The 23,096-nt window shown below is 37.1% G+C and carries 27 protein-coding genes; 19 read left to right on the top strand and 8 right to left on the bottom strand.

Annotated elements, in window-relative coordinates; translation table 11 throughout:
- Positions 1 to 2: 2 nt before the first annotated feature.
- The gene (gene lpdA / locus QFZ87_RS19905) at positions 3 to 1,418 is read left to right on the top strand and encodes a dihydrolipoyl dehydrogenase (protein WP_308080321.1); all 1,416 of its coding nucleotides are present in this window, start codon (positions 3 to 5) and stop codon (positions 1,416 to 1,418) included.
- Positions 1,419 to 1,589: 171 nt separating this feature from the next.
- Positions 1,590 to 1,832: a hypothetical protein gene (locus QFZ87_RS19900; RefSeq protein ID WP_309865345.1), complete on the top strand. Its 243-nt coding sequence runs from the start codon at positions 1,590 to 1,592 to the stop codon at positions 1,830 to 1,832.
- 32 nt (positions 1,833 to 1,864) lie between these two features.
- Here QFZ87_RS19900 and QFZ87_RS19895 read toward each other — a convergent pair whose 3' ends face one another.
- The gene (locus QFZ87_RS19895) at positions 1,865 to 2,299 is read right to left on the bottom strand and encodes a DUF1885 family protein (protein ID WP_309867998.1); all 435 of its coding nucleotides are present in this window, start codon (positions 2,297 to 2,299) and stop codon (positions 1,865 to 1,867) included.
- 163 nt (positions 2,300 to 2,462) lie between these two features.
- On the opposite strand from QFZ87_RS19895, the gene QFZ87_RS19890 reads away from it, so the two are divergent.
- Entirely contained in the window at positions 2,463 to 2,762 is a 300-nt protein-coding gene (locus QFZ87_RS19890) for a DUF3055 domain-containing protein (protein WP_309865343.1), read from the top strand.
- Between the two features lie 164 nt (positions 2,763 to 2,926).
- Entirely contained in the window at positions 2,927 to 3,049 is a 123-nt protein-coding gene (locus tag QFZ87_RS19885; RefSeq protein ID WP_307289124.1) for a GapA-binding peptide SR1P, read from the top strand.
- A gap of 64 nt (positions 3,050 to 3,113) precedes the next feature.
- Here the strand turns inward: QFZ87_RS19885 and QFZ87_RS19880 are convergent, their stop codons facing one another.
- A complete protein-coding gene (locus QFZ87_RS19880; protein WP_309865340.1) occupies positions 3,114 to 4,586 on the bottom strand; it encodes an aminotransferase class I/II-fold pyridoxal phosphate-dependent enzyme in 1,473 nt (490 codons plus the stop codon).
- Positions 4,587 to 4,796: 210 nt separating this feature from the next.
- Here QFZ87_RS19880 and QFZ87_RS19875 point away from each other — a divergent pair, with 210 nt between their 5' ends.
- Both QFZ87_RS19875 and QFZ87_RS19870 read left to right on the top strand, forming a co-directional pair.
- The gene (locus QFZ87_RS19875; protein WP_309865337.1) at positions 4,797 to 5,756 is read left to right on the top strand and encodes an NAD(P)H-dependent flavin oxidoreductase; all 960 of its coding nucleotides are present in this window, start codon (positions 4,797 to 4,799) and stop codon (positions 5,754 to 5,756) included.
- A 42-nt stretch (positions 5,757 to 5,798) separates the two neighbouring features.
- Entirely contained in the window at positions 5,799 to 6,068 is a 270-nt protein-coding gene (locus tag QFZ87_RS19870) for a UPF0223 family protein (RefSeq protein ID WP_308080316.1), read from the top strand.
- A gap of 48 nt (positions 6,069 to 6,116) precedes the next feature.
- Here QFZ87_RS19870 and QFZ87_RS19865 read toward each other — a convergent pair whose 3' ends face one another.
- The gene (locus QFZ87_RS19865) at positions 6,117 to 6,749 is read right to left on the bottom strand and encodes a YktB family protein (protein WP_309867995.1); all 633 of its coding nucleotides are present in this window, start codon (positions 6,747 to 6,749) and stop codon (positions 6,117 to 6,119) included.
- Positions 6,750 to 6,926: 177 nt separating this feature from the next.
- On the opposite strand from QFZ87_RS19865, the gene QFZ87_RS19860 reads away from it, so the two are divergent.
- The gene (locus QFZ87_RS19860; protein ID WP_308080315.1) at positions 6,927 to 7,121 is read left to right on the top strand and encodes a hypothetical protein; all 195 of its coding nucleotides are present in this window, start codon (positions 6,927 to 6,929) and stop codon (positions 7,119 to 7,121) included.
- Positions 7,122 to 7,403: 282 nt separating this feature from the next.
- A complete protein-coding gene (locus tag QFZ87_RS19855) occupies positions 7,404 to 8,201 on the top strand; it encodes an inositol monophosphatase family protein (RefSeq protein ID WP_309865334.1) in 798 nt (265 codons plus the stop codon).
- A gap of 39 nt (positions 8,202 to 8,240) precedes the next feature.
- Here the strand turns inward: QFZ87_RS19855 and QFZ87_RS19850 are convergent, their stop codons facing one another.
- Positions 8,241 to 8,426, bottom strand: coding sequence for a YlaF family protein (locus QFZ87_RS19850; protein WP_309865330.1), 186 nt, complete (start codon positions 8,424 to 8,426; stop codon positions 8,241 to 8,243).
- A gap of 187 nt (positions 8,427 to 8,613) precedes the next feature.
- On the opposite strand from QFZ87_RS19850, the gene typA reads away from it, so the two are divergent.
- Genes typA through QFZ87_RS19835 form a run of 3 tightly spaced genes read left to right on the top strand, consistent with a single transcriptional unit; the run spans position 8,614 to position 11,095 of the window.
- A complete protein-coding gene (gene typA, locus QFZ87_RS19845; protein WP_309865328.1) occupies positions 8,614 to 10,452 on the top strand; it encodes a translational GTPase TypA in 1,839 nt (612 codons plus the stop codon).
- A gap of 17 nt (positions 10,453 to 10,469) precedes the next feature.
- On the top strand, positions 10,470 to 10,787 hold the full coding sequence (locus QFZ87_RS19840) for a YlaH-like family protein (protein ID WP_308080311.1): 318 nt from the start codon (positions 10,470 to 10,472) through the stop codon (positions 10,785 to 10,787).
- 14 nt (positions 10,788 to 10,801) lie between these two features.
- A complete protein-coding gene (locus tag QFZ87_RS19835) occupies positions 10,802 to 11,095 on the top strand; it encodes a hypothetical protein (protein WP_309865324.1) in 294 nt (97 codons plus the stop codon).
- Positions 11,096 to 11,172: 77 nt separating this feature from the next.
- Here the strand turns inward: QFZ87_RS19835 and QFZ87_RS19830 are convergent, their stop codons facing one another.
- Positions 11,173 to 11,373, bottom strand: a complete 201-nt coding sequence (locus QFZ87_RS19830) for a YlaI family protein (RefSeq protein WP_308080309.1) — start codon at positions 11,371 to 11,373, stop codon at positions 11,173 to 11,175.
- A 326-nt stretch (positions 11,374 to 11,699) separates the two neighbouring features.
- Between QFZ87_RS19830 and QFZ87_RS19825 the strand changes: the two genes are divergently transcribed.
- Entirely contained in the window at positions 11,700 to 12,155 is a 456-nt protein-coding gene (locus tag QFZ87_RS19825) for a pyridoxamine 5'-phosphate oxidase family protein (RefSeq protein ID WP_309865321.1), read from the top strand.
- 18 nt (positions 12,156 to 12,173) lie between these two features.
- Here the strand turns inward: QFZ87_RS19825 and QFZ87_RS19820 are convergent, their stop codons facing one another.
- Positions 12,174 to 12,767, bottom strand: coding sequence for a YhcN/YlaJ family sporulation lipoprotein (locus QFZ87_RS19820; RefSeq protein WP_309865319.1), 594 nt, complete (start codon positions 12,765 to 12,767; stop codon positions 12,174 to 12,176).
- A gap of 213 nt (positions 12,768 to 12,980) precedes the next feature.
- Between QFZ87_RS19820 and QFZ87_RS19815 the strand changes: the two genes are divergently transcribed.
- On the top strand, positions 12,981 to 14,309 hold the full coding sequence (locus QFZ87_RS19815) for a PhoH family protein (RefSeq protein WP_309865316.1): 1,329 nt from the start codon (positions 12,981 to 12,983) through the stop codon (positions 14,307 to 14,309).
- Between the two features lie 42 nt (positions 14,310 to 14,351).
- Here the strand turns inward: QFZ87_RS19815 and QFZ87_RS19810 are convergent, their stop codons facing one another.
- Positions 14,352 to 14,849: a peptidyl-prolyl cis-trans isomerase gene (locus QFZ87_RS19810; RefSeq protein ID WP_309865313.1), complete on the bottom strand. Its 498-nt coding sequence runs from the start codon at positions 14,847 to 14,849 to the stop codon at positions 14,352 to 14,354.
- Positions 14,850 to 15,017: 168 nt separating this feature from the next.
- Between QFZ87_RS19810 and QFZ87_RS19805 the strand changes: the two genes are divergently transcribed.
- Complete coding sequence (locus QFZ87_RS19805; protein ID WP_308080304.1) at positions 15,018 to 15,299, top strand: Fpa/YlaN family protein; 282 nt, start codon at positions 15,018 to 15,020, stop codon at positions 15,297 to 15,299.
- 318 nt (positions 15,300 to 15,617) lie between these two features.
- Entirely contained in the window at positions 15,618 to 16,826 is a 1,209-nt protein-coding gene (locus QFZ87_RS19800; RefSeq protein ID WP_309865310.1) for an FtsW/RodA/SpoVE family cell cycle protein, read from the top strand.
- Positions 16,827 to 17,019: 193 nt separating this feature from the next.
- On the opposite strand, the gene QFZ87_RS19795 is transcribed toward QFZ87_RS19800, so the two are convergent.
- Entirely contained in the window at positions 17,020 to 17,925 is a 906-nt protein-coding gene (locus tag QFZ87_RS19795) for a COX15/CtaA family protein (RefSeq protein ID WP_309865308.1), read from the bottom strand.
- Positions 17,926 to 18,442: 517 nt separating this feature from the next.
- On the opposite strand from QFZ87_RS19795, the gene cyoE reads away from it, so the two are divergent.
- From cyoE to QFZ87_RS19775, 4 genes are all read left to right on the top strand, one after another.
- Entirely contained in the window at positions 18,443 to 19,381 is a 939-nt protein-coding gene (cyoE, locus tag QFZ87_RS19790; RefSeq protein WP_309865306.1) for a heme o synthase, read from the top strand.
- 122 nt (positions 19,382 to 19,503) lie between these two features.
- Positions 19,504 to 20,565 (top strand): cytochrome c oxidase subunit II, encoded by a 1,062-nt coding sequence (gene coxB / locus QFZ87_RS19785; RefSeq protein WP_309865303.1) that lies wholly within the window; start codon positions 19,504 to 19,506, stop codon positions 20,563 to 20,565.
- Between the two features lie 31 nt (positions 20,566 to 20,596).
- A complete protein-coding gene (gene ctaD / locus QFZ87_RS19780) occupies positions 20,597 to 22,468 on the top strand; it encodes a cytochrome c oxidase subunit I (RefSeq protein WP_396133938.1) in 1,872 nt (623 codons plus the stop codon).
- Positions 22,468 to 23,094: a cytochrome (ubi)quinol oxidase subunit III gene (locus QFZ87_RS19775; RefSeq protein WP_309865300.1), complete on the top strand. Its 627-nt coding sequence runs from the start codon at positions 22,468 to 22,470 to the stop codon at positions 23,092 to 23,094. Before ctaD ends, QFZ87_RS19775 begins: the two co-directional genes overlap by 1 nt.
- Positions 23,095 to 23,096 lie beyond the last annotated feature (2 nt).

The raw sequence follows: 23,096 nt of genomic DNA, 5'->3' as shown, positions 1-23,096 counted from the left end.
AAATGGTAGTTGGAGATTTCCCAATTGAAACAGATACTATAGTCATCGGTTCCGGTCCTGGAGGATATGTTGCAGCAATCCGCGCTGCTCAGCTTGGACAAAAAGTGACCATTGTTGAAAAGGAATATATTGGTGGAGTATGTCTAAATGTTGGATGTATCCCTTCAAAAGCCTTAATTTCTGCGGGTCACCGTTATGAAACAGCTGTACATTCTGAATCTTTCGGAATTACAGCTGAAAATGTTAAGGTTGATTTTTCAAAGGTACAAGAATTCAAAGCTGGTGTTGTTAAGAAATTAACTGGTGGCGTTGAAGGATTACTAAAAGGCAATAAAGTGAATGTTGTTCGTGGTGAAGCGTACTTTGTAGATGCCAATACACTTCGTGTAATGGATGAAACATCTGCACAAACATATACGTTTAAAAATGCTATCGTTGCAACTGGATCACGTCCAATTGAACTACCAGCATTTAAATATTCAAAGCGTGTTCTAAATTCTACAGGTGCTCTTAATCTAAATGAAATTCCTGAAAAAATCGTTGTTATTGGCGGCGGTGTTATTGGGATTGAACTTGGTGGCGCCTATGCAAACTTTGGGACGCAAGTAACTGTTTTAGAGGGTGCCGATGAAATTTTAGGCATGGGAGTATTTGATAAGCAAATGGCTGCTCTTGTTAAGAAAACGATGAAGAAAAAAGGTGCGGAATTCTATACAAAAGCATTTGCCAAGGGTGTCGAAGAAACTGAAAACGGCGTAGTGGTAACATTTGAAACAAAAGGCGAAGAAAAGAAAATCGAAGCTGATTATGTTTTTGTCATGGTTGGCCGTCGTCCAAACACTGATGAAATGGGCTTAGAGGAAGCTGGAGTGAAGTTAAGCGACCGTGGCTTAATTGAAATTGACAAGCAATGCCGCACAAGCTTAAGCAATATTTATGCAATTGGTGATGTTGTTGCTGGTCCTCAACTAGCACATAAGGCATCATATGAAGCTAAAATTGCTGCTGAAGCGATTGCTGGTCATCCGTCTGAAATTGATTATTTAGGAATTCCAGCAGTTGTTTTCTCAGATCCTGAGTTAGCACAGGTAGGATATACTGAAAGTCAAGCAAAAGAAGAAGGCATCGAAGTGGTTGCTGCTAAATTCCCATTTGCAGCAAACGGCCGTGCTCTTTCTCTAGACAGTGCAGACGGTTTCTTAAAGCTTATTACACGTAAAGAAGATGGTCTTGTAATTGGTGCTCAAATTGCTGGTGCAAGTGCGTCTGATATGATTGCTGAACTTGGTCTTGCCATTGAAGCAGGAATGACAGCGGAAGACTTAGCAATGACAATTCATGCTCACCCAACACTTGGAGAAATTACAATGGAAGCTGCTGAAGTTGCTCTAGGCAGCCCAATCCATATCATTAAATAATTAAAAATAAAGTCCTTTCCGGAAACGGAGAGGACTTTTATTTTTTGCAGCGAATTTTAATTTATATATAGAATTAAGAGCTAGAGGTGAGAAAAGAAGCGTACGATACGTTTTTATTCATATACTTAAAACACGAGAGGTTTGAAGATTGTAATTTGAGTGGTGATAAAAATGAGAGTATATATTGTCTTGCTTTTACAGTTTATTATTTGGAGTGGATTTACGTTTATTGAATGGCTCTCAAAGCATGATCAACTCATCTATAAAGTCATTATGTTTTTTGTGTTTTTTTACTTAGCTTTTTTAATCGGAAATTATGTCACAAAATCTGTTCGCAAAACCCTCTTTATTACCGCACTTAGTTTAGTTATATATACTTCATTTCATTATACAATGGCACAATTTATGCATTAAAAAAAGCTCCTATAGGAGCCTTTCGTTGCTTTTTATTTTCTTGGGTAATAATACATGACTCTTTCATTAAAAAGATGAAGCTCGCCTTGCAGCTTTTTAGCAAGAAATTTACAGAATTCATTCGCTTTTCCTTTATCTCCATATGTGGATTGTTCAGGAAGAGTGACTTGTATGTATGTTTGTTCCCTAATAACACCATCATCATTTTGAACCGATTCCGTATCAACACCTATTAGTATGGCATAGTAACGTTCTAGATTGGCTTGTAGGTAGAACCATTTCCCTTTACCGTCTTCCGTTTCTTTGATGTCATAAGGAAAGGCTGATTCTCCAAATTGCCAGCTTACCTGATCGCCTGTCTTGGATGTAATATCTTTATAATAATAAAATAATTCCTTAACCTCATCAATGGTTATCGTTTGTTTTGCAGATGAAGGCACCAGCTTAATAAATGCATTTACAGCCATCATCATTCCCCCCTATTAGTCCGTAGTATATGCACTTCTATTCTAGCATTGAATAAAAAGTGATGACAACAATTAGAAGAATTAAATTGTCGTGATTTCTTGTTATTTTTTTAAAAATGAATTATAATAATATTCTAAATATTTAATTAAAAGGAGGAGTCTTATGGAACTATTTGATAAGCTCTATGATGAGCATGAAAATGCAAAAGTGAGGTTCATTGGCTTCACTACTGAAGATACTCGTTATGACTTTGGAATTATTTATACCCATATGTTTTTTGGAAAGCCACTTGTGATTTGCATGCAAACCGGACGCTCCACACTCCTCGACCCCAAAGATATTGAAGATATTGATTACCTTCAAACTGTATTCCGTATCCCTGATAAAGAACAGGCCGTTGATCTAGCTGAATTTTTTAGAGAAACACTACCGTCCATTCCTTTTGTTACCCAATATGAGTAATTATAATGAAAAATAGGCCTTAAGTGGTCTTTTTTTTATGAAATTTTTTAAATGTGACATACAAATTAGGCTTGAAATTATTAATGTGATATATTATTATCTAATTAAGGATATTTAAACGCTTTCATAGCATGACATTCAATTATGAAAAGGGGATAGGACAAATGGGTACACTCGTATGTCAAACTTGTAACTCTACTATTGATCATTTTGAAGATGAAAAAGTAACGGTACTATACTCTAAATGCAATTGCTGTGATAACCACCATATCGAAGAAGAAGTATAAATATTGCTACCAAATATAAACAGGCTGACTCGTTTACTTTGAGTCAGCCTTTATTTTTTTACTTTTATTTAATTGCTTTATACTCTTTTATTACATGGATGGTTTTCATTTCATCATCCTCTGGCCCTTGTACAGGTAGGCCAGCTTCTAGATTTTCCTTAATGTAATGAAGATTTTCCTTAGTGATAATCTCACCTGGGATAAAAATAGGAATACCTGGAGGATACACCATAACAAATTCCGCGATAATTCTTCCTTCAGATTCCTCGAATGGAATCACTTCAGTCTCTGCATAAAAAGCATCTCTAGGGGTTAATGCCAGCACAGGAATTTCAGGTAACAGAACCTCCACTGGTTCAATCTTTGTTGAACGGTGTTCACATTCCTCAGCAAGCTCTTTCAGGGCTTTTACTAAGAGATTTGTTTCTACTTCTGTGTCACCAAGTGTGATGATACAAAGGATGTTATACAGGTCAGAAAGCTCTACTTCAATGTTGTGCTTTTCTCTCAACCATTTCTCAACATCATAACCTGTTAACCCTAAATCTTTCACTGAGATGATTAGTTTGGTCGGATCGTAATCAAATGTGGCATTAGAGCCTAGAATTTCTTCACCGATGCAGCGAATATTATCAATTTCATTAATTTTTTTACGAGTGGATTGCGCTAATTTAATCGTACGATCAATTAACTCCTTCCCTTTTGTTGCTAATTGCTTTCGGGCAGTATCAAGTGATGCTAATAACAAATAGGATGTTGAAGTCGTTGTAAGCATGCTTAAAATCGATTGTACATGCTTAGCAGAGACCAAGCCCTCACGTACATTTAAAATGGAACTCTGAGTCATAGAGCCACCCAGTTTGTGGACGCTAGTTGCTGCTATATCAGCACCAGCCTGCATGGCTGAAAGAGGAAGTTCGTCATGAAAATGAATGTGAACACCATGTGCTTCATCTACTAAAACAGGAATATTGTAGGAATGGGTAATTTCCACGATTTTCTTTAGGTCCCCAGAAATTCCGAAGTAGGTGGGATTGATGACTAATACCCCTTTTGCATCTGGGTGTTGCTGTAATGCCCGTTCCACTGATTCAGGAGTAATTCCGTGAGAAATTCCTAATTCTCTATCGATTTCAGGGTGAATAAACACAGGAATAGATCCAGAAAAAACAATAGCTGACATAATAGATTTATGAACATTTCTTGGAACAATGATTTTCTCACCAGGTCCACAAACAGCCATCACCATCGCGATAATGGCCCCGCTAGTACCTTGAACAGAAAAGAAGGTATGATCGGCACCAAATGCTTCTGCTGCTAGTTCCTGTGCTTTTTTAATCATTCCCTTAGGTGAATGTAAGTCATCAAGGGGACCAATGTTAATAAGGTCAATAGATAGGGCGTTATCGCCAATAAATTGGCGAAACTCTGGGTCCATTCCAGCCCCTTTTTTATGTCCAGGAATATGAAACTGTGTGGGATTTTTTTTTGCATGTTCCAGTAAACCGCTAAATAACGGTGTTTGATTTTGTGACAATCTAACTACACCTCTTTATAAAGAAATACTCTTAAGATCAAGTCTTTAAAATACATAAAACAAAGGAATTATAGCACTATTCTTTTATATTGCAAAGGATTTATTTTGCTCTAACGCTTTTATTTGTTTCAAGTTAGTTTCCCATAAAGAGAGGAAAATTAACCTTTTAAGACGAAATAACAAGTAATGAACAATTAGGAGGGAATTTATTTGAAATGGCGAACACGGGTTACCGAGATTTTAAACATTCAATATCCAATCATACAAGGCGGATTAGCCTATTTAGCGTATTCTGAATTAGCTGCAGCTGTCTCCAATGCTGGGGGGCTTGGTCAAATTACTGCAATGTCCTTGAGTCATCCCGAACAATTGCGTGAGGAAATCCGAAAAGTGAAACAATTAACGAACAATCCATTTGGGGTTAATTTTGCCATTGGTCAACATGGTAGACCGTTTTCCGATTTTTTACAGGTCGCTATTGATGAAAAAGTTCCCGTCGTTTCCATGACAGGGGGAAATCCGGCTCCAATTTTTGAACAGTTAAAAGGAACCCAAATCAAAACATTAGTCCTTGTTGCTGCAAGAAGGCAGGCAGTTAAAGCAGAAGAACTTGGTGCAGATGCAGTAATGGTTGTTGGTCAGGAAGGTGGTGGACACCTTGGTAGGGATGATATTGGGACCATGGTATTAATTCCTCAAGTCGTAGATGCTGTTACCATTCCTGTTATCGCATCGGGTGGAATTGGAGATGGAAGAGGATTAATGGCAGCGCTTAGTTTAGGTGCAGAGGGAATAGAAATGGGAACAAGATTTATTGCCACAAAGGAATGTGTTCATGCAAATGAACTTTATAAGAATAGGTTAGTAGAAGGCTCAGAATCAGATACCGTTGTGATCAAGAGAACGTTAGGAACACCAGCAAGAGCGATAGCGAATAGTTGGACTGATAAAATACTTGAAATCGAGAAAAGCAAGGGTGACTATACTGAGCTAAAGGATTTAATTAGTGGAATAGCGAACAAACGCTATATCTATGAAGGAGCTGAAGATGAAGGGTTTGCTTGGGCTGGCCAAGTAATGGGTTTAATAAAGGATGTGCCTTCTGTAGAAGAGCTATTTGAGCGGATGATAAAAGAAGCGGAAGAAATTCGTGCAAAGTGGGGAAAATAAAGGTATCATACTCTTTATTGAAAAAAGTTAGAAGGTGAAACAATGGAGTACCAATACCCAATTGATTACAGCTGGTCCACCGATGAGATTGTTGATGTAATTAAATTCTTTGAGGCCATCGAAAAAGCATATGAAAAAGGAATTGAACGCGATGAGTTAATGAAGGTCTATCGTCGTTTTAAGGAAATAGTTCCTAGCATCGCTGAAGAAAAGACTGTTTGTGGCGAGTTTGAAGAGATAAGTGGTTATTCTTCGTATCGAACAATTAAAAAAGCCAAAGAAGCCTCATCAGGTGACAGAATAAAAATGTAAAATAAAAGCTCCCTAGACATTTTTCTTGTCTTTGGGAGCTTTTTCATTTTATTTTATCCCTTGAGCCAGTTTATATAACGGGGCAACTGTATGAAAAACATGTTCAATCTGCTGGATTAATCCATCAGCACCTAACTCAATAGCCTTTTCTTTATCGATGGTTAAACCACAGAGTAATTCCGCTTTTTTTACACTCTTCAGTCTTTCGAAAATAGCTATTAATTCTTTTTTTGAAAGCTCTTCTTGCTTTACTGTATCTGGTTTCGTGTGGTCAAGTGACCATACAAATTCAGAGGGAACATCTTTATATATTGTGTTTGCTTTTTTTAAAAATCTTTCAGCAATTGTCGTTTTTAGTGGTGCTTCATATATTACAGCAAACCAAATGAATAAATGGGTATTCCACAACCCAATTTGAAAGTGAGGCAGCATTTTATATCCTCTAGAATTATTAGCAAATGCTACCCATGTATCCTTTGGTGGATTGATTGTTCTTCTAGCATGTTTAGCTACATGCACAAACATTTCATCACCAGTAAGTGTAGATAAGGTAGGTGCAAAATATTGCCCGAGCTCTTCAAGTTTTGGACGAATAGTACTTTTTAATGCTTCCATTCTTGCCTCTAAGCCATCTATTAAAAAAACATCAAAATCCTTATGTGTAAAACCCTTGAAATCCATCATAAAACCTCCAACGAGCCATTTGTCATTTATTGTAGCATAGGAAAGAAAATTGAAGAAGTTTGTTGCTCTTCTAGGTTAAAGCACATATTTGTTGCAACATATCAAGCAGCCTCATATTATACAGTAAAAAATAATCTGAAAAATAAGTCAATAATATGAAAGGGGAGAAGAAAGATGAAACAACTAATGAATACTTCTTTAAAAAAAGCAGGGGAAAAGGAAAGAACAGCTGTATTAAGATTAGAAATGGATTATGAATTAGCTACCTTATTTGAAGCAATTGAAGAAAAGAATGAGAAGAAAATGAAGGAATGTAAACAAAAGTTAGAGAGAATTCGTCAGGAATTATTACGATTAAAGGCTCTTTAATAGCACTTTTAATGAACCCTAATTACGTACTTATTTATCTAAAGAGAAACAAATAAGAAGGGACAGAAAAAGAATAGTGAAGGGATTTACCTAAACGAACTCCGAAATTTTAGTAAGGGGAGTTCGTTTATTATTGTGCTTTTGTGTGATTAATTTAACGTAAAACAAATTATGTCAAAAAGTTGATGTGGTCCTTTAATTTGATTAAGCTATAAGTACATCAATGGAATGGTCATGTTCCATACTACATACATTGGAAAATAAGATCATTGGAGGTAAATAATGAATTGGGAAGAAGTTTATACACATGCCAAGCAATGGGTAAAGGAAGCAGGAGAGACTATTCGGTTATCCTTTGATAAGACATTGAATATCCAGACGAAAACAAACCGTAATGATCTCGTAACGAATATGGATAAAGAAATAGAGCAGTTTTTTATAAAGAAAATTAGGGAGGTTTATCCCAGTCATCATATTATGGGGGAAGAAGGATTTGGTGACGAATTTACTACCCTTGAGGGGGTTGTGTGGTTAATTGATCCGATAGATGGAACAATGAATTTTATCCATCAACAAAGAAATTTTGCCATTTCTCTTGGAGTGTACGAAAACGGAATAGGCAAAGTAGGACTTATTTATGATGTAGTTCATGATGAGTTATACCATGCCAAACGTGGGGATGGTGCCTTTTTAAATGATAAGCCTATCCCACCCTTAAAAGAAGCAAAAGTCGAAGATTCCATCATTGCCCTTAATGCAACCTGGGTGATGGAGAATCGTCGCATTGATCATCATTTAATGATACCTCTAGTTAGAGCGGCAAGGGGGACTCGTTCATATGGAACGGCCGCACTTGAAATGGTATTTGTGGCAACAGGCCGGGTTGATGCATACTTGTCGATGAGGTTATCTCCATGGGATGTTGCTGCAGGGGCCGTTATTATTGAAGAACTTGGTGGAATTGTTACGAATTTAAGAGGAGAAAAGCTGGATTTCATTTCCCAGGACTCTCTGTTCACTGCAAAACCAGGTTTACATCAAACCATTTTAAAAGAATATCTAAAAGATGGTAAATGGTAAAAAAAGAAGCCTCGATGGCTTCTTTTTTATCTAAATTATTTACAGCTCCCCATTTTCTCTCATTTTCTTTTTTGTTTTAAACCCTAATCCCATAATGACAAAACATCCTAGGACGCAGAAAGCTGCTCCTATCACGCTCTGTTCTCCAATTGCAATACCAATTCCCATGATACAAACTGCTGCAAGAATAGAATAAACAAGCATTGGCCACTTAATCTTATTCATTTTATTACCCCTTTTATAGCAAGTCCTACATTTAAAAAAAACGGTTTGACTTGTGTTTTTTAGCTTTATTTTATATTCTACATAAAATGCTTATAGGTTTCCACTTTAATTATGGTATAATGTTTTAGTTGTATATGGGAAACTATAAATAGTTTTATTTTTAGAATATAGGTAGGAGTGGAATTTTTTGAAAATAAGAGAAGATATTCGTAATATAGCCATCATTGCTCACGTTGACCACGGGAAAACAACGTTGGTTGACCAATTGTTAAAACAATCGGGAACGTTTCGTAGCAATGAGCATGTGGAAGAACGTGCAATGGACTCCAATGATTTGGAAAGAGAACGTGGAATTACCATTTTGGCGAAAAATACCGCCATTCAGTACAAAGATAAAAGAATCAATATTTTAGATACACCAGGACACGCAGATTTTGGCGGTGAAGTTGAACGAATCATGAAAATGGTTGACGGTGTATTGCTTGTCGTTGATGCCTATGAAGGCTGTATGCCACAAACACGTTTTGTTCTTAAAAAGGCTTTGGAGCAGAAATTAACTCCAATTGTTGTTGTTAATAAAATTGACCGTGACTTCGCTCGACCAGCAGAGGTAATCGATGAAGTGATTGATTTGTTTATCGAACTTGAAGCAACTGAAGACCAGTTGGAATTCCCGGTTATATACGCTTCGGCAATTAATGGTACAGCAAGTACTGACCCAGAAAAGCAAGATGAAAATATGCAATCTTTGTATGATGCTATCGTTGAATATATCCCTGCCCCAGTTGACAATCGTGAAGATCCATTACAATTTCAAGTTGCCCTTCTCGATTACAATGATTATGTTGGCAGAATCGGAATCGGTCGCGTTTTCCGCGGTACGATGAAAGTCGGTCAACAAGTAGCACTGATGAAATTAGATGGTTCAGTTAAGCAATTCCGTGTGACCAAAATATTTGGTTTCTTTGGATTAAAACGACAAGAAATACAAGAAGCAGTAGCCGGCGATTTAATCGCTGTTTCAGGGATGGAAGATATTAATGTTGGTGAAACGGTATGTCCAATTGAACATCAGGAAGCACTACCAATTCTACGAATCGATGAGCCTACATTACAGATGACTTTTGTTGTAAATAACAGTCCATTTGCTGGTAGAGAAGGTAAGTATCTAACTTCAAGAAAGATTGAAGAAAGATTACGCGCACAATTACAAACAGACGTAAGCTTACGTGTTGAAAACACAGATTCACCAGATGCATGGATCGTTTCTGGCCGTGGTGAACTTCACTTATCAATTTTAATTGAAAACATGCGTCGTGAAGGCTATGAGCTCCAAGTTTCAAAACCAGAAGTTATCGTTAAGGTTATTGATGGTGTACGCTGTGAACCAGTTGAAAGAGTTCAAATTGATGTACCAGAAGAACATACTGGTTCAGTAATGGAATCAATTGGTGCCCGTAAAGGCGAAATGATAGACATGGTTAACAATGGTTCAGGTCAGGTGCGCTTAATCTTTAACGTACCAGCACGAGGATTAATTGGTTACACAACCGAGTTCTTAACTATGACTCGAGGTTATGGAATTATTAATCATACCTTTGATAGCTACCAGCCAATGTTGTCAGGTCAGGTTGGTGGAAGACACCAAGGTGTACTTGTATCAATGGAATCAGGAAAAGCATCAACATATGGTATCATGCAAATAGAAGACCGCGGAACTATTTTCGTTGAACCAGGTACGGAAATCTACGAGGGGATGATCGTTGGCGAAAACACTCGTGAAAATGACATCACCGTTAATATTACAAAAATGAAACAAGCGACAAATGTTCGTTCAGCTAACAAAGACCAAACATCTGTTATAAAAAAACCGCGTATCATGACATTAGAAGAGTCATTAGAATATTTAAATGATGACGAATATTGTGAGGTTACTCCAGAATCAATTCGTCTTCGTAAGAAAATTCTTGATAAAAACGAACGTGAAAAAGCTGCTAAAAGGAAAAAGGTTGCTGAATTAAGTTAATTAAAGAGGTGCACGCTGTGGAAGATTTAAAATCCTTCTCCCCAAGTCTTAGATTTTTTATTGAGCTAACGAACGATGTAGAAACAGGTGTGTTACTACAATATGTATTTATTGTCATCCTGTCTGTAATTGTCTATCGGTTAGGCTTTGCAAAAAAACTGCCTCTTTTGAAGAACATAGTGATTTATATTAGCCTCTGTGTTGGATGCGTATTTATGTTGTTTTTTTCATATGCCCTGCCAATAGCAGAAGGTTTGGGTGCAGCTGCATTGCTGTTAATTATTTATAAAATTCGCCTGCACCAATCAAAAAAGCATCAGGCTGAAGCGAAATAACGGGGGTTTAAAGAATGAAATCCTTACAAGATGCACTGTATAATTGGCTTACGATTAAAGTTGTTTGTGATGCCCGCCCTGATGACACAGCAGCACAAGAAACTCGTGCTTTTTTTGACGATATGCTAACTAATCAGCATCACGTCTCAAATCTGAGCATCACAACAGATGCTGTCATGTATTATGTCACCTATCAACAAGGTGAAGAGACAAAGAAGGTTCGTTATCCTCGTGAATTGATTGAGATCATGTTAAATCAAATCAATCAAGAACCTGAAAAGTATGAGAATTATCCGATTGAAGATTAAAAAAACCGCTTGCTCTATCTAATTAGAGCAAGCGGTTTTTATTTTTACTGCTGACCAAGGCGTTTCCACTTTTCTAGTTACCACTCATCTTTCTCGGATTTGGTACGAAATAATTTAAAGTTTCCTGTTTCTATTCGGGCATTCGTTTTCTCTGTAATTCTTTCACTGCATTCATTACACATGTATGTATGGATGGGGCGATTGCGAAGCCTCTTAGCTATCAACGATTCATTTTCAATCGATTCAATTTTATCGCAAATTACACATTTTACTCGCATTAAGGCACCTCTTCAACTCTTTCTAAAAACAGAATGTTTGTATTATTATAGGAAAGTACAAAATTCGACTTCGAGAATTGTCCAGCTCCAGCGCCTAGCCCCTCGGGTCAAATAACCTTCTGCAATAAAAGTAGAAGAGCGACTTTTCTTGCAGAAGAACATTTGCCTGTCGGGGCTGACCAAGGCGCTTCCGCTTTTCTTATAGTATACCATGTTAGAAAGCAGACAGGTAATCAATTGGTTAAAGTTGAACCAAAAAAGGGATAGTAGTAATATGAGGTTATCTGTTTATTACAGAACAAGGACAAGTTAAAGGGGTTGTAGGAATGCCAAATCAAGTAGAACAAAAACTAATTAAGCCGTTATATGATGAGTTACAAAAAGAACGATTTGTAACGTTAGCAACAGTCGACCATGAAACTGGGGGACCCAATGTAAGTGCAATTTCCTGGGTGTTAGCGAAGGATGAAAATACCCTTTATTTTTCTGTAGATAACCGTTCTCGAATATTAGAAAATATTAATAAAAATAATATGGTAGTTATTAACCTCATTGCAAATGAATCTACCTACTCCATTCAAGGGGAAGCACAGATTAAAGTAGAGCGACTAGAAGAGGTGCCATTAAAGCTGGCATTGGTTGAAGTTGCTATTAAAGAAGTTAGGGATGTTATGTTTTACGGCTCAAAAATAGTAACAGAAGTACAATATGATAAGACATATGATAAAAATGCAGCTCAAAAATTAGATAATCAGGTTATGGATGCAATGAAAAAAGCTTAGGAGAAATCCTAAGCTTTTTTATTCTTTATGGTGATTAGATTGATCATTTTGTTCTTTTCTTAATTGTTTTTCCTTATTCTCTGGAAGTTTATGTTTTTGCTTTTCTGTGGAATTCTTAGGGCTTGGTGTGATTAAGTCTCCAGGAATTTCTGGCATTAATCTACCAGCTACATCTGCCAGTTCTTCCATAATTCCCTGAACCGGTCTTCCTTTATTAATATCAGCTTGTATTTCTTTTAATCGGGTAGTTGTGTCAGCATCGGCTACAACTACAGCCTTGGCGCCGTAAGGGTCTTTTCGCAAGCTTTCAGCTACAGAATATTTAATTGAACCAACTTGAGAACGATCAATTTTAGCATTCACATCAATGCCTACAATTGCATAATTTCCTATCACTACTGCTGTTGCATCATTTACATTCGGAATACTTGTTGCTAATTTAACTAAACGCTTTGAAATTTGCTGTCCAGTTTTTCGATCAACATTTTCAATATAACTGTTCTTTACCTTTACTAAGGACTGATTAGCATTTTTTGCTGTTTCTTTATTGTTATTAGTGTTGCATCCCGCTAAAAGCAAGCCTATTACAATTATCATTCCAATATTCTTCATTGCCCCATACCTCCAAGTTGCAAAATATAAGTTAAATTAAGCAACAGTAGCTAAATTTATTTAGACAAACAAAGTGTCCCATTAACAATTATTGTGCGGAACTTCTTCTATCTTTATTCCAATAAACATATATTTTACCAAAGTCCAATCTAGCAAAAGGGTTGTTGATATGCTTTAACAGACCCGACAACAAGTAAAGCAGGAGGCGTTGCTTTGAGTAAAATATACGTGTTAGATACAAATGTCTTGTTACAAGACCCGTATTCCATTTTTTCCTTTGAAGATAATGAAGTTGTTATTCCCGCAGTTGTTCTTGAAGAGGTGGACTCAAAGAAAAGATACATGGATGAAATTGGTAGAAACGCAAGGCATGTATCTAGATTAATTGATGGCCTGAGGGCCTCAGGGAAGTTGCATGAAAAAATTCCGCTTGAAAACGGAGGAACAATTAGAATTGAATTAAATCACCGAACATTTCATGAACTTCAAGATATTTTTATTGAAAAGACCAATGATAATCGAATACTAGCGGTTGCAAAGAACTTATTCCTTGAGGAACAAACAAAGGAAGATGGCAAACCTGTTATTCTTGTGAGTAAGGATGCCTTAGTGCGGGTAAAAGCAGATGCTATCGGTTTAGCTGCAGAAGATTTTTTAAACGACCGCGTTGTAGAAATTGATCACATATATACAGGATTTTTTGAACTATTTCTTCCAATTGAATTATTGGGCCGATTCTATGAGAAAGGTGAATTAAACCTTTCTGAGTTGGCAAACCACCCTTTTTATCCTAACCAGTTCCTTGTTATGAAAGACGCTTTAGGAGGTTCTGCCTCTGCCATTGGGATGGTTGACAAAACTGGAAAAAAGGTAAAAAAATTAACTTTAAATCAGGAGCATGTTTGGGGTATTCACTCACGAAATGTACAACAGACAATGGCTATCGAATTATTATTGCGCAAGGATATCCCGCTAGTTACATTAACTGGAAAAGCAGGTACAGGTAAAACATTATTAGCCCTTGCATCAGGTTTAATGCAGACAGAAGACTTTAGAGAGTATAAAAAGTTATTAGTGGCACGTCCGATTGTACCCGTGGGTAAGGACTTAGGGTTCTTACCGGGGGAAAAACAGGAAAAGCTAAGACCGTGGATGCAGCCAATCTATGATAATCTGGAGTATCTCTTTAACACGAAAAAGCCGGGTGAACTCGATGCTATATTGGCAGGAATGGGATCGATTGAGGTAGAGGCCCTTACTTACATTCGTGGTAGAAGTTTGCCAAAGCAATTTATCATAATTGATGAAGCACAAAACTTAACGAAGCATGAGGTGAAAACGATCCTAACACGGGTAGGGGAGGGCAGTAAGATTGTGTTAATGGGAGACCCGGAACAAATTGACCATCCATATTTAGATGCCTATAACAATGGGTTAACTTATGTGGTTGAAAGATTCAAGGACCAAGTTATTTCAGGGCATGTAAAATTACTAAAAGGAGAACGTTCAGGATTGGCTCGACTTGCAGCTGATTTATTATAAGTAAAAAAAGGAAAAGAAAACGGGCGCCATATGGCTCCCGTCTTATTTTATTGTAAAGCCAGTTACATGTTTAATAGGATTATCTTGGTTAGACCCATCGTTTAAATAAATATGAATTGGTCCGTCAGATGATAAGGGTTTGCCTTCATATGAGAATCCCACTATTAAATCATAAGCATCCTCAAGAGAAAATTCATATTTTTCATCCTTGCTATGAATGACTAATGTTTTTGCGTCACTGTTAGGCTCAGCATTTAATAAGAAGGGCTTTAAAGGAATGCCGAACGTACCTGTTAGTACTTTTTCTTTTTCAAATTTTTTCTCCGATTTTAGTGTGGGTGGGTAAATAGCCCCTTCCATAATTTCACGATCCCAATGCTTTGAAACTGCCTTCGTGTACTCTTCTAGTGAATCGGAATTCTTGGTGTTTGTTAAAAAGTAAGTTGTTAAATCAATACGTCGGTCATCAAAAATCCATACACCTGGATCAAGTGTAATTGTATATTTAACTTTACCCGTAATCATTATGATATTTTCCAATATATATACCCCCTAAAGTCTACATTATTAAGTATAGCTTTTTTTTATATGAATGTCATAAACAGAACTCGAATTTGTAATAGCCTTCATTGTTCTTGCAATTTTCTATTGTAAACGGTAAAATTTATAGATAAGTTGAATTATCGCTCTGAAATGGGGGGATTAATGTTGGCGTCTGAAATGATCGTGAATCACCAGGAAAAAGCCTTAGCATTATTGCAGGCTGACGCTGAAAAGATATTGAAGCTTATCAAAGTGCAAATGGACAATCTCACGATGCCTCAATGCCCACTTTATGAAGAGGTATTGGATACGCAAATGTTTGGCCTATCAAGAGAAATAGACTTTGCTGTTCGATTAGGCTTAATAGATGTCAAGGATGGAAAAGCGATTTTAGATAAATTAGAAAGAGAACTATCAGCGCTTCATGATGCATCCTTAAGAAAATAATCGTAGAGAACTCAAACAATGAAAAACAAATTGTTTGGGTTTTTTTGTTCTATTAATATTAGGCTGTGTTAGAGAACAGTGTTGATTTTTATACCCTGTTGATTGGAGCGGAAGGCGCGAAGACTCCTGTGGGAGTATGGTTCAGGGGAGACCCCGCAGGCGCTAGCGCCGAGGAGGCTCGCCGAAACACCTGGAGCGGAAATCAACAGACAATAATATTAAAAAGATGTAACAATTTTTCTTTTCTTCAAGTAATCATATCCATTTTCTATTATAATAGAGTGCATAATCAATACTTAAAAAATGAGGACGTCTTACATGGTAAAAAAAATACTGAAATCCTATGATTACACCTTAATCATTGCCATCATTCTTTTGTGTGCATTTGGACTTGTGATGATCTACAGTGCAAGTATGGCTTACGCAGTTCAACGATATCAAGTTAGCAGTGATTTTTTCTACCAAAGGCAAAAAATATTTTTGTTAGGGTTTGCTGCCATCTTCTTGGTTACAGCCATTGTTCCTTATAAAATTATGAAATTTACAAAATGGTTTCAGCTTCCGATGGTATTAGGGTCTATTATCTCGCTTCTTGGGTTATTTGCTTTTGGAGAGGTAAAGAACAATGCCCAAAGTTGGTATGCAATAGGAACTTTTCTTTTCCAGCCTTCAGAATTTGTGAAGTTGGCCGTTATCATTTATTTGGCTGCTGTTTATGCCAAAAAACAAGCATATATCAATCAATTTAATAAGGGGGTTCTTCCTCCACTGGGCTATCTTTTCATAGTATGTGTATTAATTGGAGTTCAACCTGATTTTGGTACGGCTGCCATCATTGCAGCCATTTCTGCGACCATCATTCTAGCATCTGGAATGAGCCCAAAGACAATATTGAAATTACTTCTAATGGTTCTCATTCTTCTTCTACCGGTTATACTTGTTTCCTGGGGGAAAGTCTTTTCAGATGAACAAATGAGTCGATTAGAAGTTCTGGATAACCCGTTTGCTAAGGAATATGTTAAGGATGCGGGATTCCATCTAGCGAATTCTTATATTGCAATTGGATCCGGTGGTGTTAATGGATTAGGCCTGGGTAAAAGTATTCAAAAGCTTGGTTACCTCCCAGAATCACATACTGACTTTATCATGGCTGTTATTGCAGAAGAATTAGGGGTTTGGGGCGTAGGCTTTGTTATTTTTTTATTAGGATATGTTGTATTAAGGGGAATTTATATAGGCTTACAATGTAAGGATCCTTTTGGGAGCCTGCTCGCCATTGGAATTTCGAGCATGATTGGAATTCAATCCTTTATTAATCTCGCCGGTGTATCCGGGTTAATACCGCTTACAGGAGTTCCATTACCGTACATCAGTTATGGAGGATCTTCCCTTTTAATGCTTGCGGCAGCAACTGGAATTCTAGTGAATGTCTCCATGTTTGTTAAATTTGAGAAAAAATATAAGAATAAGCAAACGATAGAACCACAACAGCGCAGTCAGGATGGAAAGGTTTTCTATATGCAATAAAAGAGGTTGACCCCTAGGGAGTCAACCTCTTTTATTATATTATAGGAAAGTATAAAATTCGGCTTTGAGAATTGTCCAGCTCCAGCGCCTAGCCCCTCGGGTCAAATAACCTTCTGCAAGTAAAGTCAAAGAGCGACTTTTCTTGCAGAAGAACATTTGCCTGTCGGGGCTGACCAAGGCGCTTCCGCTTTTCTTATTGATTCTTTCTAGAGCGTGAATATAGAAGAAGAAAATAACTTAACATTCCAAATAAACATGTAATAAAGAAAGCATGAAGAAGTGCAATATATAAATTAAGTCTACTAAAAATGATAAATGCCCCTGCAATCACTTGTAAGGAAACGAGGATGAATGAAATAAGCCAACCCCAATATAAAACTTTTTGATGCTTGTAGTGACGAATAACAATAAATAGAACATATGCAATCCATAGGAAAATGAGCCCTGCGGCTGCTCGGTGCCCCATTTGAACCCATTCCCACATATCAGAAGGAAATGCCGGGCTTTCATTTTTACATAAAGGCCAATCAAGACAAACTAAGCTTGACTTTGTATGTCTTACCAAGGCTCCTGTATAAATGACAAAATAACTATAAATAGAAATTCCAACGATATGGAAGCTCATTCTTTTATCAATCAATAGTTTATCGGCCTGGAATTTCTTATCTACTTCAAATATAAGAAGTGTTAACAAAAACACAGATGCGAATGAAATAAGTGAAATTCCAAAGTGTAATGCTAAAACAAAACTTGATTGCCCCCATTTTACTGCTGCCGCCCCAATTAAAGCTTGTAACAGTAAAAAGAAGAAAGAGAGAAAGGAAAGGAACTTGGTTTCTCTAATGTGGCCAATAGCCTTCCAAGACCAAACGGAAAGAACAAGCACCATAACTCCACCAACACCTGAAACAAGTCGATGTGCAAGCTCTATTGCTAATTCTGGAGTTATTTCCAATGGAAGGAATTTACCATTACATAAAGGCCATGATCTTCCACACCCCATTCCAGAGCCAGTCTTTGTTACTAAAGCTCCACCAATTAATATTAGTATCATTGCAATTGTGGTTGCAACCGCCAACCACTTTAAAGAGCGTCGCAAAAAATCACCTCATAAATAGTTCAATAATTTGTCATTGGATATTCCTGACAGTATAATAAATGAAAAGTAACTAGATTAAAAAGTCCTTATTTATCATAACGAATAAAGTGGAAAATGAACAGGATTTAAGCATAGATTTTTATAGAAGTTTACTAACAGAAAAAGGTAATTGGATAATATATATTTTCCACTATTATTATAGTGAAAACTATTGAAACTTTGAAAAGTGCGTGTTAGAACTATATATAGTGGTTTTTTGTTGATAATAAAGGCGTGTCACAATTTGGTCAAAAATTATTCGAAAAAAATTCACAAAAATATCAAAAAGTGTGATTTAATATACAGAGAAAGTGTTTTTTGAATCACTGCTTCTCTGGTTTATTTATGATTGAAATGGTTTAATTAAATAAACTTATTATCCCTAATTTTTTGTAAAAAAAAATAGACGGTAAAATTAGTAAGTATTGATAGCTGTTAATTGGTGAATATTTGTTATGAAGGATTAGGAGGAGAAAGTATGTCCAACTCAAAGGCTTATGGAGAACCATCCATAGATAATGGTACTGCAAGCCTGCATTCTAACATAGAAAAAACCTCAGTATGGAAAGACTTTATGGCTTTGATAAAGATAGGAATCGTCAATTCCAATCTTATTACAACCTTTACTGGACTTTGGCTGGCCTTGCATTTTTCAGGTCAAAGCTTTTTAGGGAACTTAGACATTGTATTTTATACAGTGGCAGGTTCTTCACTAATCATTGCGGGTTCATGTGCTATAAACAATTACGTTGACCGTGATATCGATCATCTAATGGAGAGAACAAAAGGAAGACCCACTGTAACAGGAAAGGTATTGCCGGGTAGAGTTCTTACCTTAGGTATTTTACTTATTGGACTGGGAACACTGTTCTTATTCTTAACAACCATGACTGCAACAGTTATTGGACTGCTTGGAGTTTTTAGTTATGTAGTTCTCTATACTTTATGGTCTAAACGACAGCTGGTTTCTAATACGATCATTGGAAGTATCTCAGGTGCCGTTCCACCGTTAATCGGTTGGGCTGCAGTAGATGCAAATCTTGATGTTATGGCCTGGTCGTTATTTGTACTAATGTTTGTTTGGCAGCCTCCGCACTTTTATGCTCTAGCAATGAGGAGAGTAAAAGAATATAAAGCTGCAGGAATCCCAATGCTTCCTGTAGTTAAGGGCTTTAAAACAACAAAAATTCATATTGTACTTTGGGTGGCCGCACTCTTGCCAATCCCATTTTTTCTTACCAAGTTAGGAATCCCATTTCTAATCCTTGCAACTCTGTTAAATATAGGGTGGCTAGTATTGGGGATTTATGGATATAGGATCAAAGATGACATAAAGTGGGCAAAACTAATGTTTGTTTACTCCTTGCAATATTTAACTATTATTTTTGTGGCGATGGTCATTGTTACATTAATTTAGTTTTGCTTGCTTTGGCTGACTTATAGGTTATAAATTCTCCTTGAGTCAGCCACCTACATACTTCTTTGACCAAGCATTATATATTTAGAATTTTATTAGTGAAAGAGGGGTTTGATTAAGCTATGAAAAGGCTTGCAAAATGGCGTTTAGTCTCGTTGTTTGCGATGATAGCGCTTGTACTCTCCGGATGTGGCAAACCATTCGTTTCCACTTTGATGCCAGCCGGTGAAGTTGCAGACATGCAATATGATTTAATGAAGTTAAGTACATTAATCATGGTTGGGGTAATTATTGTCGTCATGGTTATATTTGTTTTGGTATTTGTTCGTTACCGTAGAAAAGACGACAAAGCCATTCCAAAGCAAGTGGAAGGAAGTCATAAACTAGAAATTATTTGGACTGTTGTACCGATCCTTTTACTTCTTATCCTTGCAGTCCCAACTGTAGCATCTACTTTCAAACTTGCTGATGTTGATCAGATGGACAAGAAAAACACAAAAGCATTAGTAATTAATGTTCGATCACATTTATATTGGTGGGACTTTGAATATCCGGGCCAAAAGATTGTGACGAGTCAGGAATTAGTTGTTCCGACAAATGAAAAAGTCTACTTCAGCTTAAAATCTATGGATGTTAAGCACTCATTTTGGATTCCAGCAGTGGGTGGGAAATTAGATACCAATACCGATAATATCAACAAATTCTGGTTAGAATTTGACGACAAGCGCGCTAATGAAGCAGGAAATTTATTCTACGGAAAATGTGCTGAGCTTTGCGGCCCAGGACACGCTCTAATGGACTTTAAAGTTAAGGCAATTAGCCGCGGCAAGTTTGATGCTTGGGTTAATTCAATGCAGGATATGAAAGAACCACAAAAAGCAACAGGTGCTTTAGCATCACAAGGTCAAGAAATCTTTAATAAGAGCTGTATCGGCTGTCATGCTGTAACTCCAGCTAATAAAATGCCAGAAACTGCACGTATTGCACCAAACCTATCAAACTTTGGTGAAAGATCGCGTGTAGCCGGTGTATTAGACCATAATAAAAAAGAAGTAAAAAACTGGATTAAAAATCCTGAAGCATACAAGCCTGGGAACTTAATGTCTGGAAAATATCCAGAAATGTCAGATGAACAGCTTGATGCGTTAGCCGAATATTTAATGAGCTTAAAAGTTCAGGAATAAATGGGGAATTGGTTGAAAGGGAGGTAAAATTGTGAGTACCTTAGCTCAAAAAAAGGGATTTGGTGCGACTTTGTGGGACTTTTTAACAACTGTTGACCATAAGAAAATCGCCATCCTATATCTTATTGCAGGTGGATTCTTCTTCTTAATAGGCGGACTTGAAGCTGTCTTTATTCGTATCCAACTTGCAGTACCTAACAATGATTTTGTCAGTGCAGGTGCATTTAATGAAATTATTACCATGCACGGAACAACAATGATTTTCTTAGCCGCGATGCCTCTTGTATTTGCATTTATGAATGCTGTTATGCCATTACAGATTGGTGCACGTGACGTAGCATTCCCATTCGTAAATGCAGTTAGTTTTTGGTTATTCTTCTTCGGAGGAATTTTCCTAAATCTTTCATGGTTTTTGGGAGGCGCTCCTGATGCTGGTTGGACGTCATATGCATCACTTGCGATGGCTTCGAAAGGCCACGGGGTAGATTTCTATATCTTAGGCTTACAGATTTCAGGTTTTGGAACATTAATGGGTGGTATTAATTTCTTGGTAACGATTATTAATATGCGTGCACCAGGTATGACGTATATGAGGATGCCATTGTTCACATGGACAACATTTGTAACCTCAGCACTTATTTTATTTGCATTCCCTCCACTTACAGTGGGTCTTGTATTAATGATGTTTGACCGTATGTTCGGATCGAATTTCTTTGATGTAGCAGCTGGTGGTAATACTGTTATTTGGGAACATCTTTTCTGGATTTTTGGACACCCTGAAGTATATATTCTTATACTTCCTGCTTTCGGTATTTTCTCGGAAATTTTCTCTATGTTCTCGAGAAAAAGATTGTTTGGTTATTCATCCATGGTATTTGCAACCGTATTAATCGGTTTCTTAGGATTCATGGTATGGGCTCACCATATGTTTACAACTGGACTAGGTCCTGTTGCCAATGCAATCTTTGCTGTTGCAACAATGGCAATTGGTGTACCAACGGGTATCAAAATCTTTAACTGGTTATTAACAATGTGGGGCGGTAGTGTTAAGTTTACAACACCAATGCATTATGCGTTTGCGTTTATTCCATCTTTCGTAGCTGGTGGGGTAACAGGTGTTATGCTTGCAGCCGCTGCAGCTGACTATCAGTATCATGATACGTATTTCGTTGTTGCACACTTCCACTATGTAATCGTTGGTGGTGTAGTATTCGCTATCTTAGCTGGAACACATCTTTATTGGCCAAAAATGTTTGGAACGATGTTAAACGAGACTCTTGGAAAAATCACATTTTGGTTATTCTTTATTGGTTTCCACTTAACATTCTTTATCCAACACTTCTTAGGATTATGGGGTATGCCACGTCGTGTATTCACATACCTACCAGGTCAAGGATTTGAAACAGCCAATATGGTAAGTTCACTAGGTGCTTTATTCATGTCACTTGGTGTCATTATCATGTTAATTAATATTATTATGACATCTGTGAAGAATGTACGTGTAGGAAACGATCCATGGGGAGACGGAAGAACACTCGAGTGGGCAATTCCATCACCACCGCCATTCTATAACTTTAAACAGCTTCCACTGGTACGTGGATTAGATGCACTTTGGATTGAAAAAATGGAAGGCAAAAATGGTATGACTCCTGCTGAACCACTTGGGGATATCCATATGCCTAACTCATCTTTTATTCCATTTGTTATGGGTCTAGGATTATTCATTGCAGCTTTTGGTGCATTATATCACCCTGATAAGGTATCATGGTCACTGCCTGTATTAATTTTAGGCTTACTAATTACATTTGGATCAATGTTTATGCGTTCAGTAAAAGATGATCATGGTTTCCATATTCACAAAGAAGAGCTAATTGATGACGAGGATAAGGGGGTTAAGGCATAATGCACGCTGAAGAAAAATTCACTTATGAAACATGGCCTGCTGCGCCGGAGAAAGCAACCCTTGAAGCGAAAAATAAATTTTTAGGTTTCTGGTTTTTCCTAGGAGGAGAGACGGTTCTATTCGCCTCCCTCTTTGCAACGTACTTAGCGTTAAAGGATAAGGTCGGTGATTCAGGACAGCCGCTTGCTAAGGAATTATTTGAGCTTCCATTAACATTTGTAGCAACTATGTTGTTATTAACAAGTTCATTGACTAGTGTATACGCTATGTATCACATGAAAAACTTTGCCTTCAAAAAAATGATGGTTTGGCTTGGCTTAACAGCATTATTAGGTGCAGGCTTCTTAGGACTTGAGGTTTACGAGTTTTCTCATTATGTTCATGAAGGACACAAGTTTACAAGTAGTGCGTTCGGTTCTGCCTTCTATACGCTTGTTGGTTTTCACGGAGGCCACGTTGCGTTTGGTTTATTGTGGTGTTTAACATTAATGTTCCGAAATGGAAAACGTGGTTTAGACCTATACAACGCGCCAAAGTTCTATGTATTTAGTTTATATTGGCATTTTATCGATGTTGTTTGGGTATTTATCTTTACAGTAGTATATTTAATGGGAATGGTGGGATAAAC

Source organism: Bacillus sp. SLBN-46, from assembly GCF_031453555.1.
GTDB lineage: Bacteria > Bacillota > Bacilli > Bacillales > Cytobacillaceae > Neobacillus.
Note: the sequence above shows the minus strand (reverse complement) of the source record. Positions and strands in the feature narration are given on the sequence as shown.

Coding starts and splice junctions, on each gene's coding strand:
- cyoE (WP_309865306.1), top strand. CDS start 18,443: ATGTCCAACTCAAAGGCTTATGGAGAACCATCCATAGATAATGGTACT.
- QFZ87_RS19850 (WP_309865330.1), bottom strand. CDS start 8,426: ATGAATAAGATTAAGTGGCCAATGCTTGTTTATTCTATTCTTGCAGCA.
- coxB (WP_309865303.1), top strand. CDS start 19,504: ATGAAAAGGCTTGCAAAATGGCGTTTAGTCTCGTTGTTTGCGATGATA.
- QFZ87_RS19835 (WP_309865324.1), top strand. CDS start 10,802: ATGAAATCCTTACAAGATGCACTGTATAATTGGCTTACGATTAAAGTT.
- QFZ87_RS19775 (WP_309865300.1), top strand. CDS start 22,468: ATGCACGCTGAAGAAAAATTCACTTATGAAACATGGCCTGCTGCGCCG.
- QFZ87_RS19890 (WP_309865343.1), top strand. CDS start 2,463: ATGGAACTATTTGATAAGCTCTATGATGAGCATGAAAATGCAAAAGTG.
- QFZ87_RS19900 (WP_309865345.1), top strand. CDS start 1,590: ATGAGAGTATATATTGTCTTGCTTTTACAGTTTATTATTTGGAGTGGA.
- QFZ87_RS19855 (WP_309865334.1), top strand. CDS start 7,404: ATGAATTGGGAAGAAGTTTATACACATGCCAAGCAATGGGTAAAGGAA.
- QFZ87_RS19895 (WP_309867998.1), bottom strand. CDS start 2,299: ATGGCTGTAAATGCATTTATTAAGCTGGTGCCTTCATCTGCAAAACAA.
- QFZ87_RS19865 (WP_309867995.1), bottom strand. CDS start 6,749: ATGGATTTCAAGGGTTTTACACATAAGGATTTTGATGTTTTTTTAATA.
- QFZ87_RS19860 (WP_308080315.1), top strand. CDS start 6,927: ATGAAACAACTAATGAATACTTCTTTAAAAAAAGCAGGGGAAAAGGAA.
- QFZ87_RS19830 (WP_308080309.1), bottom strand. CDS start 11,373: ATGCGAGTAAAATGTGTAATTTGCGATAAAATTGAATCGATTGAAAAT.
- QFZ87_RS19885 (WP_307289124.1), top strand. CDS start 2,927: ATGGGTACACTCGTATGTCAAACTTGTAACTCTACTATTGATCATTTT.
- QFZ87_RS19870 (WP_308080316.1), top strand. CDS start 5,799: ATGGAGTACCAATACCCAATTGATTACAGCTGGTCCACCGATGAGATT.
- lpdA (WP_308080321.1), top strand. CDS start 3: ATGGTAGTTGGAGATTTCCCAATTGAAACAGATACTATAGTCATCGGT.
- QFZ87_RS19825 (WP_309865321.1), top strand. CDS start 11,700: ATGCCAAATCAAGTAGAACAAAAACTAATTAAGCCGTTATATGATGAG.
- QFZ87_RS19800 (WP_309865310.1), top strand. CDS start 15,618: ATGGTAAAAAAAATACTGAAATCCTATGATTACACCTTAATCATTGCC.
- QFZ87_RS19820 (WP_309865319.1), bottom strand. CDS start 12,767: ATGAAGAATATTGGAATGATAATTGTAATAGGCTTGCTTTTAGCGGGA.